Here is a 17,667-nt window from a genome sequence, read left to right as displayed (position 1 = left end):
AATAAGAGGCAGGATCAAAGCGCGGCGCGCCCCAGACGCGCTGCGCGGATATTCAGCCGTGCCTTCGGCGAGGATTTAGGGCCATTTGGAAGCGGGCGTCAGTTCCCGAGCGCGTCTTGCAGCGCGGGCAGGAAGCGTTGTTCATAATCGCTCCCCACCAGAGGGCCCGCATAGCGGAACAGGACCGTGCCATCACCTGCAATGATAAAGGTCTCTGGCGGGGCAGTGACGCCCCAGTTGATCGCGGTGCGGCCCTGCGGATCAAACGCAACGCCCTCGAACGGGCTGCCATCGTCGGTCAGGTAACCGGACGCGGCACCAACAAGGTCCTTGAAATTGACCCCGATGATCGACAGCCCTTGGGCTTGCATATCCAACAATTGAGGGTGCTCTGCGCGGCACGGCGGGCACCAGCTGGCCCAGAAGTTCACCAGCGTCACTTCACCATTGGTCAGCACGTCCGGCGCGGCGGCAGGAAACCCTTCGAGCGGTTTTTCCGGCAGCGCGGGGGCCATTTGCCCGACCAGCGTAGAGGGCAGCCCCTCGGGATCGGCGCGGAACATCCCAAAGGCGGCAAGTGCCACAAAGCCTGCAAACACCAGCGGTGGCGCGATCATCAGCGGAGAGATTTTACCCATGTTTACGTCCCTCTACTTCGGCCAGTGTCGCGCGGGCCTTGCGCCCCTTGCGCAGGCTAAGCACCACGAGCCCTGCCAGCAGCAGCAGCGACACGCCATAGGCCGCAAGGACTTCGGCGGCGTATTTTCCAAGGTCTGGCATCATGCCCCTCTTTCACTGCGGGCCAGCAACGCACGGGCGCGGCGCAGGCGGATTTCGGTTCCTGTCCGGTACAGCACCAGTGCCAGAAACAGCAGGCCAAAGCCGATCATGCTGATCAGCAACGGGTAGAAAAAAACATCCGACACGGTGCGCCCGCCGGTCGCCAGCGGGACAGAGGTGCCTTGATGCAGACCCTGATTCCAGAACTTGACCGCATAGCGCGACAGCACCGCAAAGACCGACCCCACTAGACAAAGCACTGCCGTCAGGTCCGCCGCGGTGTCGGGGTCTTCGACGGCCTCCCACAGGGCGATATAGCCAAGATAGAACAGGAACAGGATCAAAAACGATGTCAGCCGCGGATCCCACGCCCACCACGTGCCCCACATCGGCTGGCCCCAGATCGCGCCGGTGATCAGCGCGATCACGGTCATAAGAATGCCTACGGGTGCTGCGGCTTTGGCCGCAAGCGCGCTGACGTGGTGCCGGCGGATCAGCCAGATCAGCGACGCGACCAGCATCATGAACCACGCATTGATCGCCATCAGCGCAGCGGGCACATGCAGATAGATAATCTTGACCGTTGATCCCTGCCGGTAGTCATCGGGCGTGGCGAAGAACCCCCAAAGCAGGCCAACCGCCAGACATAAGCCAGCGCCGCCCCAGACAAAGGGTTGCACACGGGCCGAGAGGCCCAAAAATTTCACCGGATTGGCGTATTCCCATAAAGACATGGCGGGGTTCTATCGCTCCGTTAATTGGCACTCAATGGTCAAAAGCGCACACTCACCTTAAGGTCATCCGCAAAACTGCGGCAGAGGCAAACGGCATCAGCGCGATGGTGCCAAAGGTAATACCTGCCAGCAGGATCAGCGGGGTTGTGGCATCCAGCCCCATAGCGCCACGACGCGCGGTCTCTGCGCCGAAAATAAGCGTCGGGACATACAGCGGCAGCACCAGCAGCGACATCAACAGGCCCCCGCGTTTGATCCCGACGGTCAGCGCCGCACCGAAGGCCCCGATTGCGGAAAGCGCGGGCGTGCCCAGACCCAAAGATGCCACCAGCCACAGATAGCCCGACGGCGCGAGGTTCAGCATCACCCCCAGCAGCGGGGCGGCCAGCACCAGCGGCAACCCCGTGGTCAGCCAATGGGACAGCGCCTTGACACTCAACGCCGCCTCAAGCGGCAGCGGAGCCGTGGCCAGAAGATCCAGTGTGCCGTCCTCGAAATCCAGCGCAAGCAGCCGGTCGAGCGAGAGCAGGCAGGCCAAAAGCGCCCCCAGCCAGAGCACGCCGGGCGCGATGGTTGCCAGCAGGTCCGATTGCGGCCCAACCGAGAATGGGACCAGCACGGTCACGATCAGGAAGAACGCCAACCCCAAGCCAAAGCCCCCGCCCGCCCGAAAGGCGAGCATCAGGTCACGGCGCAGCAGGGCGATCATAGGAAAGCCTCGTCACTGGCAGCGCTGCGCTGGGATAGCTTGGCGCGAAAGGGCGTGATGTCAAAGGTTTGCGCGTCTAGACCAAGATTAATATGGGTCGCGATCAGCGCCATCCCCCCGCCCGCCAGATGCGCCGTCACGGCAGCGGCGAATAGCTCAACGGCAGCGACATCCAGCGACACCGTCGGTTCGTCCAGCACCCAGACGGGCCGCCCCGTCACCATCAGTCGTGCCAAACCCAGACGGCGTTTTTGCCCCGCCGAAAGCGTACCTGCCAGCCGATTTTGCAGCGGTTCGAGGTCATAGGCGATCAGGGCTGGCGCAATATCCGTTTGACCAAAAACCTGCGCCCAGAATTCAAGGTTTTCGCGCACGCTAAGCATCGCCTTTAACCCGTCCGCATGGCCCGCATAGGCGATGGTTTCTTCGGCACCGTCGATGCGGCCGGACAAGGGCGGTTGCAGCCCCGCGATGCAGCGCAGAAGCGTTGTCTTGCCTGCACCGTTTGGCCCGCGCAGGATCAGGGCCGTTCCCGGCGCAACCGCAAAAGTAACCCCGTCCAGCACAGGCACGCCACCGCGCGCAACAGCAAGGTCGGTGACACGCAAGGTCATGTCAGACAGGGATCAGGGCCAAGGCGATGCGACGGCCTTCGCTCAGCAAGACGTTATAGGTGCGCGCCGCTGCGGGGGACGACATTACGTCGACGCCGATACCTGCGTCTTCCAATACGCTGCGCAGGTCGGCGGGGATATGGCTGATCTCGGTGCCCGTACCAATGAACAGGATATCGATCTTGCCCGCCAACGCCAGCAGCGGCGCATGATCATCAAAACCGGCCCAAGGTGACACGCCGGAGTCCCCTGCGATCACCGGCCCCTTATACACCTCGCCCCCGATACGAAAGAAGCCGGGGCCATAGCCTTCGACGGGTTTGGCATCCGAATACACGACCTCGTTCAAACGCATGATGTTCTCCTTTGGGCAGCGGCTGCGCCACCATAGCCGATCAAGCGCGCAGAATACAGGTTAACTGGCGGCGGAACGGGGCGGTCGCGCAAGCGCATGACGTCGCGGCGGATGATGGCGCGGGCTGCGCTACCAGCGCGGGGAACACCCCCGCTGGCAGCTAGACGCTTTACGCGTCGATGTTGGCGTATTGACCCGTATTGTTGCCGTCCTTCTTGGACCAGTCGCGCTTGACGCCCAAGAACAACACGACGTTCTTGGCGACGTAGACCGAAGAATATGTCCCCACGACAACGCCCCATGTGATCGCGAAGACAAAGCCGCGGATCACATCGCCGCCCAGAACCAGCAGCGCGATGAGTGCGAGCAAGGTGGTGCCCGATGTCATCAAGGTCCGGCTTAGGGTTTCGTTAACGCTGAGGTTCATGATCTCGCGCAGGTCACGTTTCTTGTACTTGCGCAGGTTTTCACGCAGCCGGTCAAAGATCACCACTGTATCGTTGATCGAATACCCGATGATGGTCAGGATCGCCGCAATCACCGGCAGGTCAAAGCGGATTTGCAAGATCGAGAACACGCCGATGGTCAACACAACATCGTGGAACAGTGCCGCCACAGCGCCGACCGAAAACTGCCATTCGAACCTTAGCCAGATGTAGATCAGGATCGCGCCAAGCGACGCGGCAACCGCCAGAAACGCCGTCTGGATCAGTTCGCCCGATACTTTGGGGCCAACGGATTCAACCGAAGTGAAGACGATGTTCGGGGCAACAGTCTGCAACGCCTGCTCGACGTTCTGGATCATCTCGGGGGATGCGGCCTCTTCGCCCTCTTGCGCTTGGATGCGCACCATGGCGACATGTTTGGTGCTGTCGCTCGCGGGGTCGAACACTTCGGAGATGGACACATCGCCAAGCTCAAGCGGTGCCAGCGCCTCGCGGTAGGCCGCGACGTCCACGGCTGCGTCGCTTTGCGTGCGCAGGGTCGTACCGCCACGGAAGTCGATGCCGTAGTTCAGACCCATGGTGAACCACACAGCCAAGGCCAGCAGCACCGCCACACAGGACGCACCAAAGGTCAATTTGGCATGTTTGAAAAAGTCGATATTCGTATCGTCGGGGATCAGTCTCAGACGCATGACGTGAGGTTCCTATACCGTGATTGTCTTGGGACGGCGACGTTCAAACCAGAACACCACGATCAGACGTGTGACGAAATATGCCGTAAAGACCGACGTGATGATGCCAAGCCCCAGCGTCACCGCAAACCCGCGCACAGGGCCGGAGCCGAGCACAAAGAGGATCGTTGCAATGATGAAGGTCGTGATGTTGGCGTCCAGAATGGCGCTAAGCGCGCGTTCATAGCCAAGGCTGATGGCACGGGCAGGCCCTTTGGCGGTCTTCAGCTCTTCGCGGATGCGTTCAAAGATCAGCACGTTGGCATCCACCGCCATACCCACTGTAAGAACGATCCCCGCAATACCGGGCAAGGTCAGCGTCGCACCGATCAGGCTCAGAAGGCCAAAGATCATACCGACGTTGATGATCAGCGCGATATTGGCAAAGAGCCCGAACAGCCCGTAGCTGGCCCACATAAAGAATAGCACTGCGCCAAAGGCGACGCTGGTCGCGATCTTGCCCGCGTCAATGCTGTCTTGACCGAGTTCCGGCCCGATGGTGCGTTCTTCGACAAAGGTCAGACCGGCAGGCAACGCCCCTGCCCGCAGCAAGACGGCCAGATTGGTCGATTCCTCGACCGAGAAGTTGCCGGTAATGATCCCCGACCCGCCGGGAATCGCGCTTTGGATAGTGGGGGCGCTGATGACTTCGTCATCCAGCACGATGGCAAAAGGCGCGCCGATGTTTTCGGCCGTGTAGGTGCCAAACTTGCGCGCACCCGTCGTGTCAAAGCGGAAGCTGACAGCGGGGCGGCCGTTCTGGTCAAAGCTGGGCTGCGCATCGACCAGCTGTTCGCCGGTCACCACGGGGGCGGTTTCGACAATATAGAAGGTGCCGGGCGCTTCGGCATCAGGCAACAGGGAATTGCCTAGACCGGGTGCCGCGTTTTCATTCGCGCCGCGGTTGACCACAGGGTTAAAGGTCAGCTGCGCGGTGGTGCCGATGATCGCCTTCAGCTCGGCGGCTGAACCGATACCCGGCACCTGAATAAGGATACGGTCCGACCCCTGACGCTGGATCGTGGGTTCGCGGGTGCCGACTTCGTCGATACGGCGGCGAATGATTTCCAGCGATTGTTGCATCGTGCGCTCGTCCGTGGCCTGTTTCTCGGCATCGGTCAGCGTGATGGTGATGATGTCATTGGCACCGTTTACCACGATGTCGTTTTGCCCTGTGCCGGTCAGCGACTGCACCGGACGCGCCAATGCGCGGGTCGCTTCAAGCGCTTGTGCCATGACAGAGCCGTCATTGATGCGCACGCGCAGCTCGCCCGTGGGGGCTTCTACACGGCGGACCGGTGTGATCGACCGCAACGCATCGCGGACTTCTGGCCAAGCGGCCTCCATCCGGTTGGCGTAAACGTCTTCGACGTTCACTTCGGCCAGCAAATGTGCACCGCCGCGCAGATCGAGGCCCAGATTGACCAGACGTTCTGGCATCCATTCGGGCCAGAGCGCTTTTTGCGCCTCAAGCTCGGGGGTGGATCCGGCGACGTTAATCGCCTTCACCGCATCATTGTGCTGTTCAACGGGACCGTAGAACGCATTGGGCAGCGCCAGCCACAGGCCAGCGGCACAGGTGAGGATGATCAACACCCGTTTCCACAGATCAATCTGAAGCATGGTACTGCCCTTTTCTGGACACGCCCTCAGGGGCGCTTACTTGGCTGGTTCGGTCTTGGAGACAACGGTGGCGACGGTCGACTGCACGACACGTACTTTGACGTTTTCCGCCAGTTCGACTTCAAGCTCGCCGTCATCTTTGACTTTGACAACTTTGCCGATCAGACCGCCAGCGGTGACCACTTGATCGCCGCGACGCAGGCCTTCTACCATGGCTTTATGTTCTTTGACCTTCTTCTGCTGCGGGCGGATGAGCAGAAAATACATGATCGCGAAGATCAGGATCAGGGGTACGAATTGTTGAATGGCTTCCATGGAAGGTCGTCCTTTGTGTTGGGCGCATGCCGCAAACGGCCTGCCGTCTAAGTTTGGCGGAACCTATGGTCAGACGCAGGGCATTGCAAGGCGGGTTCAGGGGGAAATACCGCTGTCCGGTGTCGCACTGCGCAATTACCTGTTTGCGCAAGCATCCAAGGCCCGTTTGCCCCTGCCCGCGCAACCACATCTGGCACCGCGATCCACAATCGGGCATAACGCGCGCAACGCAGATCATGCGACTCGGACGACAAAGGAACAGCCCATGCACGACATCAAAGCCATCCGCGAAAACCCCGATGCCTTCGACGCGGCCCTCGCACGGCGCGGCGACGCACCTGTGACCGCGCAGGTACTGGCACTGGACGAGGCGCGGCGGGCCAAGATTTCAGCAGCTGAAACCGCACAAGCGGACCAGAACAAAGCCTCCAAGCTCGTGGGCGCTGCCAAGGCCAAGGGCGACGAGGCCGAATTTGAGCGTCTGCGCACATTGGTCAGCGACAAGAAAGCCGAAGTCACCGCCATGCAGGCAGAGGCCAAGGATCTCGACGCGCAGCTGACCGATATGCTGGCGCGCATCCCCAACCTGCCCGCTGATGATGCGCCCGACGGCGCAGACGAAGCCGACAATGTCGAAGTGAACCGCTGGGGCGACGTGCCGGAGGTTGATTTCACCGCGAAAGAGCATTTCGAGATCGCCAGCGTCGCGGCGTCGATGGATTTCGAAACCGCCGCGAAAACTTCCGGCGCGCGGTTCGTCATGCTGAAAGGAGCCTTGGCACGGGTACACCGCGCGCTGGCACAGTTCATGATCGACACCCATGTCGATCACAACGGGCTGACAGAATATATGACGCCGGTTCTGGTACGCGACGAGGCGATGTATGGCACTGACAAGCTGCCCAAGTTCGGCGACGACAGCTATCAGACCACCAACGGCTGGTGGCTGATCCCCACCTCCGAAGTGACGCTGACCTATTCGGTGGCGGGGGATGTGCTCGACGAAGCTGCCCTGCCCCGCCGGATGACCGCCCACACCCTGTGCTTCCGTTCCGAGGCAGGCAGCGCGGGCCGCGACACATCGGGTATGCTGCGCCAGCACCAATTCGAGAAGGTCGAGATGGTGTCGGTCACCCACCCCGATCAATCGGACGACGAACAAAAGCGTATGCTGCGCTGTGCCGAAGACATGCTGGAACGTCTGGGCGTGCCGTACCGCACCGTGATCCTGTGCACCGGTGACATGGGCTTTGGCGCGCGCCGGACCTTTGACATCGAGGCATGGCTCCCCGGTCAGAACGCCTACCGCGAGATCAGTTCGGTTTCGACCACTGGGGATTTTCAAGCGCGTCGGATGAATGCACGGTTCAAGCCCGCAGATGGTGGCAAACCGCAGTTCGTACATACGCTGAACGGGTCTGGTCTGGCCGTCGGGCGCTGCCTGATCGCGGTGCTGGAAAACGGCCAGCAAGCAGATGGTTCGGTCAAGCTGCCCGAGGTGCTGGCCCCCTATCTGGGCGGCAAGACCACTTTGGGCGTCGACGGCACCCTTAGCTGATTGAATGCGGAGATCATCGGGCTATCTGAGGCGAAACCACTTTTCGCAAGGTAGCCCGATGTCCCGTCCCCTTACTGCCCTGATGACCTTTCTGCTGGCGATCGGCTTTGCCGTATCGCCTTTTTTCGTGTCCGGCTTTAACGGCTTTTCGCCGGATCAATTCCCGATCCCCCAAGACAACCCGCCGGTGCAGCCCGCAGGCTATGCGTTTTCGATCTGGGGGCTAATCTATGTCTGGCTGATCGTTGGTATGGGCTGGGGCCTGTGGAAACGCCGCGAGGATTATCTGTGGCACGACATGCGCCTGCCGCTGGCCCTGTCGCTGTTTGTGGGGTGCTTCTGGCTTGCCGTCGCGGTGGCAAGCCCCGTCTGGGCGTCGGTGCTGATCTGGGTGATGCTAATCACTGCCCTCTACGCGCTGTTTCGATCCCCACGCGAGGATCGCGGCTTTGCCGCCCTGCCCGTGGGGCTGTATGCGGGGTGGCTGAGCGCGGCATCTTGCGTGTCCCTGGGACTGCTTGCGGCTGGCTATGGCTGGATGAGCGGCCCGACCGCGGGGCTGGTCTTTGTCGGGCTGGCGATTGTGATCGCGGCGGGGGTGCAATCGTCGCTGATGCGCGCGCCGACCTATGGGATCGGGGTGATCTGGGCGCTGGTCGCTGTGGTTGTGGCGAATATGGCGACAGCACCATCGGTCGCGGCACTGGCAGCGGGGGGTGCGATTGCGCTGATTCTGCCGACCTACCGTTCATGGCGACGCGGTTAAGCAGCGTCTGGAACGCAAAGAACCGGCGCTTGGGCTAAGCGCCGGTTCTTTTATTTTAACTTCTCGAAAACCCTACCGGTCCTTGCGATGTCCATCGGTATGTTTGCGCAGCTTCGACGGCTTGGCCTTCTTGCGCCCTTTATAGGGGTTGGCATCCGACTGGCCGCGCATCCACAGACGGATGGGCGTTCCCGGCATGTCAAAGTCGATCCGCAACCCGTTGACAAGATAGCGGTTATAGCTTTCTGGCACTTTATCAGGGTGGCTACACATGACCACAAACCCCGGTGGACGGGTCTTGGCTTGGGTCATATAGCGCAGCTTGATGCGTTTGCCTTGGGGCGCGGGGGGCGGGTGCGCCTCCATCATGCCCGCCAGCCAGCGGTTCAGCTGCGCGGTGGTGATACGGCGGTTCCAGACGTCATAGGCGCGCATGATCGCTTGTTGCAAGCGGTCCAACCCCCGACCGGTTTTGGCCGAGACCGTTACCAACGGTGCACCTTTCAATTGCGGCAACAGACGTTCAAAGCTTTCGCGCAGATCTTTCAACTTGCCTTGCTTGTCCGTCTCGAGATCCCATTTGTTGACCGCTATCACCACAGCGCGGCCCTCGCGTTCGGCAAGGTCAGCAATACGCAAATCTTGCTGTTCGAACGGGATTTCAGCATCGAGCAGAACAACCACCACTTCGGCGAATTTGACGGCACGCAAACCATCGCTCACGCTCAGCTTTTCCAGCTTTTCCTGAATTTTCGCCTTTTTACGCATACCAGCAGTGTCAAAAATCCGCATCGGGACGCCGTCCCAGACGGTGCGCAGCGATATCGCATCGCGGGTAATCCCCGCTTCGGGACCAGTCAGCAAGCGATCTTCGCCCATGATCTGGTTAATCAAAGTCGATTTGCCGGCGTTCGGACGCCCGACGACGGCAACCTGAAGCGGTTTTGCGTCAGTCGGCACGGGCATTGGCGCGTCTTCGTCACCCAGCTCGGCTTCTTCTTCGGTCAGATCCACGTCAGTCTCGGGCGCATCGGTCTGTGCACGCTCTGCAAAACTGTCCGCGATCGGCATCAGATGGGTGTAGAGATCGTTCAACCCTTCGCCGTGTTCGGCAGACATACGAATGGGTTCGCCCAGCCCAAGGCTATACGCCTCGATCACACCGGCGTCGGCGGCTTTGCCCTCGGCCTTATTGGCAGCAAGAATGACATGCGCGGATTTCTTGCGCAGGATGTCGGCAAAGACCAGATCGGACGGCGTAACCCCGACGCGGGCGTCGATCATGAACAGGCAGATATCTGCCATATCGACAGCACGTTCGGTCAGACGGCGCATGCGCCCCTGCAAACTGTCGTCGGTGACTTCTTCAAGTCCGGCGGTGTCTACAATTGTGAATCGCAGGTCGGCAAGCCGCGCCGCCCCTTCGCGCAGATCGCGCGTCACACCGGGCTGATCATCGACCAACGCCAGTTTTTTACCGACAAGACGGTTGAACAGCGTGGATTTCCCAACGTTGGGACGGCCCACAATGGCGAGGGTGAAGGACATGGAACGGCTCCGAAGACTAGATCAAGCCTGCCGCTTAGCCTATTTGCAGCCTAACGGAAAGCGTGCAATTGCCCTTTCGCGGATACGACGTACAGAACGCCCCCTGCAACGACCGGTGCAGTGGTCGCGCCACCGGGAATATCGGCTTGTGCGACCAGTGCCCCGTTGGTCGGATCAAAGCTGCGCAGCGTGCCATCGCTTGACGCCACGATCACGCGGCCACCGGCAATGATGGGACCGTAATTGCCGAAAACCTCGGACTGGCGCTTGGGCTTGTCCTTGACGAAATTCGGCAGCGGCGTGCCCCAGATGCGCGTGCCCGTGCTGGCATCCAGACGCACCAGTTCATTCAGGTCGGTCACCACGAAAACGCTATCGCCTGCGGGCCACACAGGGCCGATCGCCCCTTCGCGTGCGGTCCACTGACGGTCGCCACCCCCAAGGCTCAGCGCGGCCAGACGGCCAGACTGGTTGCCCACGTAAACGGTATCGCCAGAAATCACCGGCGCGCTTGTCACATCAGAGACATTGGCCAACGCGCGGCCGGGGCGCTTGCCCACAACAGATGTGCTCCAGCGGTCAAGACCGCCCTGACGGAACAGCCCCTGCACCTCGCCCGAGCCAAAAGCCAGAACCGCAATCTGCGATCCGATGGCCGGGGCCGGTGCGCCAAGCACGTTGCTGATGCTGGCAGTCGATCCGGTCTGCCATTGCACGCGACCGTCGGATTTGTTCAGTGCCCAGCCGGTATCATCACCGGAGGTAAAGTATACCATATCGCCAAAGACCGTGGGTGCACCCGATCCGGTGCCATCGATGTCTTGTGTCCAGCGCGTGCCGCCACTATCCACGTCCAGCGCGGTGACCGAACCAAAGCCGAGCGAGACATAAACCGTGTTACCATCCACCGCCAAGCCGCCGCCTGTCGCATCGCCCTGCCCGTCGTTTTGCGGTGTCAGATCACGGGTCCAGAGCGTCGCGCCGGACGCCGAAGTGGCGGTAACTGTCGCGCCGGAATCAATCGTAAAGACGCGCCCGCCAGACACCACAGGCGTCGCGGTGATGCGTTGCTTGCGGCTGTCGCCATTGCCGATGGCAGCCGACCACGCCAACCGCGGGGCAGCACCGAGTGCGGGGTGACTTACGCGCGTGCTGGGGGTGCCAGAGCTTTGCAACCAGCTGGCGTTGGCCGTTGCGGCAGGCAACGAAATAGCACGCGTTGTGTTGGCAGGCACCGGCAGATCAGCGGGTGCGGTGAACCCGTCGTTGCCTTGCAGCACAGACCGCACATCCTGACGCACACCGGGCAAGATTACCTCTGGTTCGGCGCAGGCCGACAACAGCAGCGATGCCACCACCGCCCCCATCCCAAGAGAGGCACGGCGCGTCGACGTGGGTTTCGTGAAGATGCTGTGGAGAATGGTCATGGCCCTGCTCGCTTTGCTCTTAAAGTCCGTGTCACCTGAAGGGATCAGGCAGGATTAGTTATTGTCTGCATCCAGCGCCGGCACGGTATCCGTTTGCGGCGCGGGGACTGCGGTGCCCATTTCCGGATCGCCCCCCAAAGCGACAATCACCTGAAGGGCGCGCTGTTGCAAGTCCGAGGTCACATCGGCGTCGTTCAGGATACCCTGATAACGTTCAATAGCCGCTTCGGGCGCGTTTTCTTCGATGTCGATCATGGCCAACTGCTCTTGCGCGAGCAGGCGCAGGCTGCTGCCCGGCTGCGCCAGATTTTCCAGTGCCAGACGGCGTTCATTGGCCGGCATATCCGATCCTTGCAGCGTGATCGCCTTGAACTGGGCGATTTCGCGGTAGATCGCGGGCACATCCGCATGCAGGCCGATGTCGTTCAAGGTTGCGACAGCTGCGTCGGTCTCGCCTGCTTCGGCTTGCTCTGCCGCTTGCAGCATCCCCAGCAGGACACCGGCCCGCGGGTGCGTCGCTTCGATGTTTTCGAACGCGGCGGCGCGGGCGGCGGTGTCTTCGGCAGACAGCGCGGCAAACATCGCATCGCCAAGGGTTTCTGCCTCGGCGCGGGTCTGTGCCTTGTTGTATTCGTTCCACGCCGCACCGCCGACCAGCAGGACCACGGCAAGGATCGCGATCCAGCCATAACGCTTGAGCATAAAGTAGAACCGGTCGCGGCGGACCTCGTCGTTAACTTCGTCGATGAAACTGTCTGTATCGCTCATGTGGTACCCGTCCCGCCTGATTTAACGCCCCTCTTAACCTGCGGGTGCAGGGCTGCCAAGGGCTTGGCTGCACAGCATTGATACACACCTTTGTCGACAAGGCCGCTTTGCCCAAGTTTTTTGGACCGTGAGCTATGCAGAACAGTTATTTTCACTTAATCCCTTGGCCCTATAGCATACGACATACTGCGGTGCCGCAATGCCCGCGTTCCACTGAACCGAGGCCCGAATGCGTATCTTCCCCCTTCTTGCGGCACTCGCCGTTTCCGCTTTGATGTATATGGCAATCTTCGAGCGCGACGCCCTATTGGGGCTGACGCAAGGGACCACGCAGACGCCCGCAGCTGAAACCGGCGGGCCTGATCCCGCCGGCGCGTCGGATGTAGCGGATCCTGACCGCGTCAAAGTCATAGTGCAGCGCAGTGCCGCGGCCCCGCTGGCGTCTGCGGTCATCGTGCGCGGCCAGACCACCGCCGCGCGGCAGGTGGCGGTCAAGGCGGAGACCTCTGCGGTTGTGATCTCGACCCCGCTGCGCAAAGGAGCCACGGTCCGCGCAGGCGATGTGCTGTGCGAACTGGACCCCGGCCCCCGCGGTGCCCAGCTCAAAGAGGCGCAGGCCCGTCGTGAAGAGGCCCGGTCGCGCGTCCCAGAAGCGCAGGCCCGCGTGGCCGAGGCGCAGGCACGGCTGGAGGAAACGCTGATCAAGCTCAACGCCGCGCAAAAGCTGGGCAAAGGCGGGTTTTCATCGCAGACCACACTTGCCACAGCCGAAGCGACCGCTGCTGCCGCCCGCGCCTCTGTCAGCTCGGCCAAGGCGGGGTTGAACGCCGCCCGCGCGGGCATCGACGCCGCCGATGCCGCCGTTGCCAGCACCCAAGCCGAGATTGACCGCCTGACCCTCACCGCCCCCTTCGAAGGGCTGCTGGAAAGCGACACTGCCGAACTCGGGAGCTTGCTGCAAACCGGATCGCTTTGTGCACAGGTGATCCAGCTCGATCCGATCAAGCTGGTGGGCTTTGTCCCCGAAACCGAAATCGACCGCGTCATTTTTGGCGCGCAGGCACAGGCACGACTGGCCGCAGGCAGCCGACAAATCGCTGGCACGGTTTCCTTTGTTTCGCGCGCGTCCGATCCCACGACCCGCACCTTTCAGGTGGAAATCGACGTACCCAACCCCGACCTGAGCATCCGCGACGGCCAAACTGCAGAAATCGCCATCGCCTCGGCCGGGGTCGAAGCGCATTTGCTGCCGCAATCGGCGTTGACACTGAACGATGACGGCACCCTTGGCGTGCGCATGATCAATGCCGAAAACACCGTTGAATTTGCCGCCGTCGACCTTTTGCGCGACACGCCGCAGGGCATCTGGGTGACGGGTCTTCCCGCACAGGCCAATGTCATCGTGATGGGGCAGGAATATGTGACCGCTGGCGTGACCGTGACCCCGACCTTCCGCGGCGAGGCCCCGCAATGAGCAGTATCGTCGATTGGGCCGCAGGCCGTGCCCGTATGGTCATGGCCTTTATCCTATTGAGCCTTGTGGTGGGCGGCTATGCCTATTCGACCCTGCCCAAAGAGGGCGAGCCCGACATCGAGATCCCTGCCCTTTTCGTTTCGGTCCAGTTTCCGGGCATCTCTGCCGCGGATAGCGAAACCCTGCTGGTCAAACCGATGGAAACAGAACTTTCCGATCTGGACGGCCTGAAAACCATGACCGGCACAGCCGCCGAAAACTATGCCGGGGTGGCGCTGGAATTCGAATTCGGCTGGGACAAGTCCAAGATCATGGCCGACGTGCGCGACGCGATGAGCACGGCAGAAGCAAAATTTCCCGAAGGCTACGAGAAATATTCGATCACAGAGATCAACTTCTCCGAATTCCCCATCATCATCGTCAACCTGACCGGCCCCGTGCCCGAACGCACCATGGCCCGCGTCGCGCGCGATCTTCAAGATGCGCTGGAAGGCGTGGATGCCGTGCTTGAGGCGGGGTTGGCGGGCGACCGTGACGAGATGCTCGAGGTGCTGATCGACCCCCTGCGGCTGGAGGCCTATGACGTCACCGCGGGCGAGCTGATCAATGTGGTGCAGAATAATAACCAGTTGATTGCTGCGGGCGAAGTGCGATCGGATCAGGGCAGCTTTTCCGTCAAGATCCCGTCGTCCTTCAACGACCCGCGCGATGTCTATGCCCTGCCGGTTAAAACCAACGGCGACCGTGTGGTGACACTGGGCGATCTGGCGACGATCAACCTGACATTCGAAGACCGCCAAGGCACAGCGCGGTTTAACGGCGAAAAGACACTGGCGCTGCAGGTGGTCAAACGCAAAGGCTATAATCTGATCGACACCTCCGCGCAGGTAAAAGAGATCGTCGCCGCCCAAAGCGCCGCCTGGCCCGAGGGGCTGAAAGCCGCCGTCACGCTTGGCACCTCCAACGACCAAAGCCGGATCGTCAACAGTATGGTGCAGCAGCTTTTGGGGTCGGTCTTTACCGCGATTGCGCTGGTGATGATCGTGGTGCTGGCCGCCCTTGGCATCCGCGCGGCACTTCTGGTGGGCTTTGCGATTCCCACGTCGTTTCTGCTGTGTTTTGCCTTTCTGGCGCTCATGGGGATTTCCATCTCGAACATCGTCATGTTCGGGCTGATCCTCGCCGTGGGGATGCTTGTGGATGGCGCGATTGTTGTCGTGGAATACGCAGACGCCCGCCAGCAACAGGGCGAAGGCCCGATGGCCGCCTATGTAGAGGCCGCCAAGCGCATGTTCTGGCCGATCATCTCGTCCACAGCGACGACGCTATGTGCCTTTTTGCCCATGCTGTTCTGGCCCGGCGTCCCGGGGGAGTTCATGGGCATGTTGCCGGTCACGTTGATCTTTGTACTATCTGCCTCGCTGGTGGTGGCGCTGATCTACCTGCCCGTCATGGGCGGCGTCACCGGACGGCTGGAACGTTGGATGGCGCAGAATATGACCGCTATTTCCAAGCTCCCCTTTTATCTGCATTTGCTGCTGTTCCCCGTCGTGTTTGCCATGATCGCCTTGCCGGTTGCGCTGATGCCGCCGCTGTTTGCAGTGATCTCTGGGCATTTTGCGGGGATGGACGGGCTGGATATTCCGGGATCGGTCATTCCGGTTCTTGCCGTGGTCTTCGTTTGCATTGCCGTGCTTTGCGCGCTTGTGGCGGTTGCAATATCGGGCGTGCTTTTGGGACTGACCAGCTTTTTCGCGCTGTTCACCCGCTTGGGGCGCGGCGGGAGGTGGGTCACGTCGCGGCTGTTCCGCAAGCGGCCTGATGTGATCAAAGCAGGCTACCGCCGCTCAGGCTTCGGGCGGGTCATCGCCTTTATCGCAGGCAATCCGGTGATGCCGCTCGTGGTTGCGGGGGTCGTTTTTGTTTTCGTTGGCACCACGATGATTTTCTTTGGAAACAACAACAAAGGCGTCGAATTCTTCGTCGAATCTGAACCCGAGCAGGCAATCGTCTATGTGCTGGCACGGGGCAACCTGTCGCTGGCTGAGAAAGACGCGATCATGCAGCAGGCCGAGGCCATCGTGCTGGCGCATCCCGGTGTGTCCACCGCTTTCGCTTTTGCGGGTGAAGGCGGGTTGGACAGCAACACCGGCGGGGTCCAAGCGCCCAAGGACAGCATCGGTCAGGTGCAGCTGGAAACCATCCCGTGGGAAGACCGGGCCCTGCGCCCCGAACTGGATGGTGACATCGTCATAGCAGAGCTGACAGAGGCGCTGAGCGCGATCCCCGGCATCAAGATCGAGATCCTCGCGCAGGCCCTTGGCCCGGCCTCGGGCAAGCCGGTACATCTGCGCCTGAAATCCGACAGTTTCACCGATCTGATCAGCGCCACCGCCGTGGCACGCGACACCTTCGATAAAATGCCCGGGCTGACCCTCATCGAAGACACCCGCCCCCTGCCCGGCATCGATTGGCAGATCGACGTGGATGTCGCCAAGGCAGGGCAATACGGGGCTGATGTGGTCACCGTCGGCGCCATGGTTCAGCTGGTCACACGCGGGCTGCTGCTAGACACGATGCGGGTCGACAGTTCGGACGAAGAGATCGAGATCCGCGTGCGTCTGCCGCAAGAAGACCGTGTGCTTAGCACGCTGGACACGCTGAAGGTACGCACGGCGGATGGGCTGGTGCCGCTGTCGAACTTTATCACCCGCACCCCCGTGCCCAAACTGGCAGAGATCAACCGGATCGACCAGAAACGCTATCTCGACCTCAAGGCAGATGTCTTCCCCGGTCTGGTCAAGCTGGTGCGCACAGTCGGCGGGCCAGAGGCTGACGCTAGCGCCGCGGAAAATGGGGCGACGACGCTCACCCTTGCCACGATGCGCCCTGCGGGGGACGCGGGCGATATCACGGGGCCGGACGGCGCGGCCTTCAAGATCACCCACCGGACCAATGCCGCCCAAGGCGTCGATCTACAGCAGCAGCTCGACAAGGGCACCCTGCGCATGATCCCGATTAATGCCAACGAACGGATTGCGGAGCTGACAAAATGGCTCGAGACGCAGCCTCTGCCCGATGGCGTCAGCTATGAATGGACCGGCGACCAAGAGGATCAGGCCGAAAGTCAGGCGTTTCTGTCCTCGGCCTTTACGGCGGCACTGGGGTTGATGTTCATCATCCTGCTGGCGCAGTTCAACAGCATCTACAACTCGGTGCTGGTGTTGCTCGCGGTGGTGCTATCGACCACGGGCGTGCTGATTGGCATGTTGGTGATGGATCAGACGTTTTCGATCATCATGACCGGCACTGGGATCGTGGCGCTGGCGGGGATCGTGGTGAACAACAACATCATCCTGATCGATACTTATCAGGAGTTCAGCCAGTACATGCCGCGGATCGAGGCGATCATTCGCACGGCGCAGGCCCGTATCCGCCCCGTTTTACTGACCACCATCACCACAATGGCAGGGCTTGCGCCGATGATGTTCGGGCTTAGCCTCGACTTTGCCAATGGCGGCTACACTATCGACAGCCCCACGGCGCTATGGTGGAAACAGTTGGCAACGGCGGTGGTCTTTGGTCTGGGCATCGCCACGGTTCTGACGCTGCTGGTCACGCCGTCGATGCTGGCGATCCGCGTGTGGGCCACGACCTATGCCCGCTGGATTGCGCGGCTGCTGGCCAAGATGTCGCTGGGGCGGGCGAGCCAATCAGCGCAGGACTGGGCGCTGGCACGCGACGCGCGCCGGCTTCAGACGACCGTGATCCAGTGGGAAGACATGGCGCAGCCGGCACATACCCAACCGGCCACATAAG

16 protein-coding genes are annotated in these 17,667 nt (G+C 61.4%); 4 read left to right on the top strand and 12 right to left on the bottom strand.

What is annotated here, in order from left to right; translation table 11 throughout:
• Window positions 1-98: 98 nt before the first annotated feature.
• From BLQ98_RS13015 to yajC, 9 genes are all read right to left on the bottom strand, one after another.
• A complete protein-coding gene (locus BLQ98_RS13015) occupies window positions 99-638 on the bottom strand; it encodes a DsbE family thiol:disulfide interchange protein (RefSeq protein WP_093733743.1) in 540 nt (179 codons plus the stop codon).
• A complete protein-coding gene (ccmD, locus tag BLQ98_RS13010; protein ID WP_093733742.1) occupies window positions 631-780 on the bottom strand; it encodes a heme exporter protein CcmD in 150 nt (49 codons plus the stop codon). Before ccmD ends, BLQ98_RS13015 begins: the two co-directional genes overlap by 8 nt.
• On the bottom strand, window positions 780-1,514 hold the full coding sequence (locus BLQ98_RS13005) for a heme ABC transporter permease (protein WP_093733741.1): 735 nt from the start codon (window positions 1,512-1,514) through the stop codon (window positions 780-782). Before BLQ98_RS13005 ends, ccmD begins: the two co-directional genes overlap by 1 nt.
• Window positions 1,515-1,566: 52 nt before the next feature.
• Window positions 1,567-2,223, bottom strand: coding sequence for a heme exporter protein CcmB (ccmB, locus tag BLQ98_RS13000; protein WP_093733740.1), 657 nt, complete (start codon window positions 2,221-2,223; stop codon window positions 1,567-1,569).
• Entirely contained in the window at window positions 2,220-2,837 is a 618-nt protein-coding gene (gene ccmA / locus BLQ98_RS12995; RefSeq protein WP_093733739.1) for a heme ABC exporter ATP-binding protein CcmA, read from the bottom strand. Before ccmA ends, ccmB begins: the two co-directional genes overlap by 4 nt.
• Before the next feature lies 1 nt (window position 2,838).
• Window positions 2,839-3,192: an Mth938-like domain-containing protein gene (locus tag BLQ98_RS12990; protein ID WP_093733738.1), complete on the bottom strand. Its 354-nt coding sequence runs from the start codon at window positions 3,190-3,192 to the stop codon at window positions 2,839-2,841.
• A 169-nt stretch (window positions 3,193-3,361) separates the two neighbouring features.
• Window positions 3,362-4,330 carry a protein translocase subunit SecF gene (secF, locus tag BLQ98_RS12985; protein ID WP_093733737.1) on the bottom strand — a complete coding sequence of 323 codons (969 nt, stop codon included), beginning with the start codon at window positions 4,328-4,330 and terminating at the stop codon, window positions 3,362-3,364.
• Between the two features lie 12 nt (window positions 4,331-4,342).
• Entirely contained in the window at window positions 4,343-5,992 is a 1,650-nt protein-coding gene (gene secD, locus BLQ98_RS12980) for a protein translocase subunit SecD (RefSeq protein ID WP_093733736.1), read from the bottom strand.
• A 36-nt stretch (window positions 5,993-6,028) separates the two neighbouring features.
• On the bottom strand, window positions 6,029-6,307 hold the full coding sequence (gene yajC / locus BLQ98_RS12975; RefSeq protein WP_093733735.1) for a preprotein translocase subunit YajC: 279 nt from the start codon (window positions 6,305-6,307) through the stop codon (window positions 6,029-6,031).
• 265 nt (window positions 6,308-6,572) lie between these two features.
• Between yajC and serS the strand changes: the two genes are divergently transcribed.
• Both serS and BLQ98_RS12965 read left to right on the top strand, forming a co-directional pair.
• Window positions 6,573-7,865 (top strand): serine--tRNA ligase, encoded by a 1,293-nt coding sequence (gene serS, locus BLQ98_RS12970; protein ID WP_093733764.1) that lies wholly within the window; start codon window positions 6,573-6,575, stop codon window positions 7,863-7,865.
• A 58-nt stretch (window positions 7,866-7,923) separates the two neighbouring features.
• A complete protein-coding gene (locus BLQ98_RS12965; RefSeq protein ID WP_093733734.1) occupies window positions 7,924-8,631 on the top strand; it encodes a TspO-related membrane protein in 708 nt (235 codons plus the stop codon).
• A gap of 72 nt (window positions 8,632-8,703) precedes the next feature.
• Here the strand turns inward: BLQ98_RS12965 and der are convergent, their stop codons facing one another.
• From der to BLQ98_RS12950, 3 genes are read right to left on the bottom strand one after another with little or no spacing between them, the layout of a single operon-like run.
• Window positions 8,704-10,179 (bottom strand): ribosome biogenesis GTPase Der, encoded by a 1,476-nt coding sequence (gene der / locus BLQ98_RS12960; RefSeq protein ID WP_093733733.1) that lies wholly within the window; start codon window positions 10,177-10,179, stop codon window positions 8,704-8,706.
• Between the two features lie 50 nt (window positions 10,180-10,229).
• Window positions 10,230-11,606, bottom strand: coding sequence for a PQQ-like beta-propeller repeat protein (locus tag BLQ98_RS12955; protein ID WP_244148429.1), 1,377 nt, complete (start codon window positions 11,604-11,606; stop codon window positions 10,230-10,232).
• Between the two features lie 54 nt (window positions 11,607-11,660).
• Window positions 11,661-12,374, bottom strand: coding sequence for a tetratricopeptide repeat protein (locus BLQ98_RS12950; protein ID WP_093733732.1), 714 nt, complete (start codon window positions 12,372-12,374; stop codon window positions 11,661-11,663).
• Window positions 12,375-12,603: 229 nt separating this feature from the next.
• On the opposite strand from BLQ98_RS12950, the gene BLQ98_RS12945 reads away from it, so the two are divergent.
• Both BLQ98_RS12945 and BLQ98_RS12940 read left to right on the top strand, forming a co-directional pair.
• Window positions 12,604-13,848 carry an efflux RND transporter periplasmic adaptor subunit gene (locus BLQ98_RS12945; protein WP_093733731.1) on the top strand — a complete coding sequence of 415 codons (1,245 nt, stop codon included), beginning with the start codon at window positions 12,604-12,606 and terminating at the stop codon, window positions 13,846-13,848.
• Complete coding sequence (locus tag BLQ98_RS12940) at window positions 13,845-17,666, top strand: efflux RND transporter permease subunit (RefSeq protein ID WP_093733730.1); 3,822 nt, start codon at window positions 13,845-13,847, stop codon at window positions 17,664-17,666. The genes BLQ98_RS12945 and BLQ98_RS12940 overlap by 4 nt, the downstream gene beginning before the upstream one ends.
• The last annotated feature ends 1 nt before the right edge of the window (window position 17,667 follow it).

The organism is Sulfitobacter litoralis (genome assembly GCF_900103185.1).
Taxonomy (GTDB): Bacteria; Pseudomonadota; Alphaproteobacteria; order Rhodobacterales; family Rhodobacteraceae; genus Sulfitobacter; species Sulfitobacter litoralis.
This window is presented reverse-complemented; position numbering and strand designations above follow the sequence as displayed.

Excerpts from the sequence above, each read along its gene's own strand:
- BLQ98_RS12945 (WP_093733731.1), top strand. The coding sequence starts at position 12,604 with ATGCGTATCTTCCCCCTTCTTGCGGCACTCGCCGTTTCCGCTTTGATG.
- BLQ98_RS13005 (WP_093733741.1), bottom strand. The coding sequence starts at position 1,514 with ATGTCTTTATGGGAATACGCCAATCCGGTGAAATTTTTGGGCCTCTCG.
- BLQ98_RS12955 (WP_244148429.1), bottom strand. The coding sequence starts at position 11,606 with ATGACCATTCTCCACAGCATCTTCACGAAACCCACGTCGACGCGCCGT.
- BLQ98_RS12990 (WP_093733738.1), bottom strand. The coding sequence starts at position 3,192 with ATGCGTTTGAACGAGGTCGTGTATTCGGATGCCAAACCCGTCGAAGGC.
- BLQ98_RS12940 (WP_093733730.1), top strand. The coding sequence starts at position 13,845 with ATGAGCAGTATCGTCGATTGGGCCGCAGGCCGTGCCCGTATGGTCATG.
- ccmD (WP_093733742.1), bottom strand. The coding sequence starts at position 780 with ATGCCAGACCTTGGAAAATACGCCGCCGAAGTCCTTGCGGCCTATGGC.
- BLQ98_RS12950 (WP_093733732.1), bottom strand. The coding sequence starts at position 12,374 with ATGAGCGATACAGACAGTTTCATCGACGAAGTTAACGACGAGGTCCGC.
- BLQ98_RS12965 (WP_093733734.1), top strand. The coding sequence starts at position 7,924 with ATGTCCCGTCCCCTTACTGCCCTGATGACCTTTCTGCTGGCGATCGGC.
- der (WP_093733733.1), bottom strand. The coding sequence starts at position 10,179 with ATGTCCTTCACCCTCGCCATTGTGGGCCGTCCCAACGTTGGGAAATCC.
- BLQ98_RS13015 (WP_093733743.1), bottom strand. The coding sequence starts at position 638 with ATGGGTAAAATCTCTCCGCTGATGATCGCGCCACCGCTGGTGTTTGCA.
- yajC (WP_093733735.1), bottom strand. The coding sequence starts at position 6,307 with ATGGAAGCCATTCAACAATTCGTACCCCTGATCCTGATCTTCGCGATC.
- secD (WP_093733736.1), bottom strand. The coding sequence starts at position 5,992 with ATGCTTCAGATTGATCTGTGGAAACGGGTGTTGATCATCCTCACCTGT.
- ccmB (WP_093733740.1), bottom strand. The coding sequence starts at position 2,223 with ATGATCGCCCTGCTGCGCCGTGACCTGATGCTCGCCTTTCGGGCGGGC.
- secF (WP_093733737.1), bottom strand. The coding sequence starts at position 4,330 with ATGCGTCTGAGACTGATCCCCGACGATACGAATATCGACTTTTTCAAA.
- ccmA (WP_093733739.1), bottom strand. The coding sequence starts at position 2,837 with ATGACCTTGCGTGTCACCGACCTTGCTGTTGCGCGCGGTGGCGTGCCT.
- serS (WP_093733764.1), top strand. The coding sequence starts at position 6,573 with ATGCACGACATCAAAGCCATCCGCGAAAACCCCGATGCCTTCGACGCG.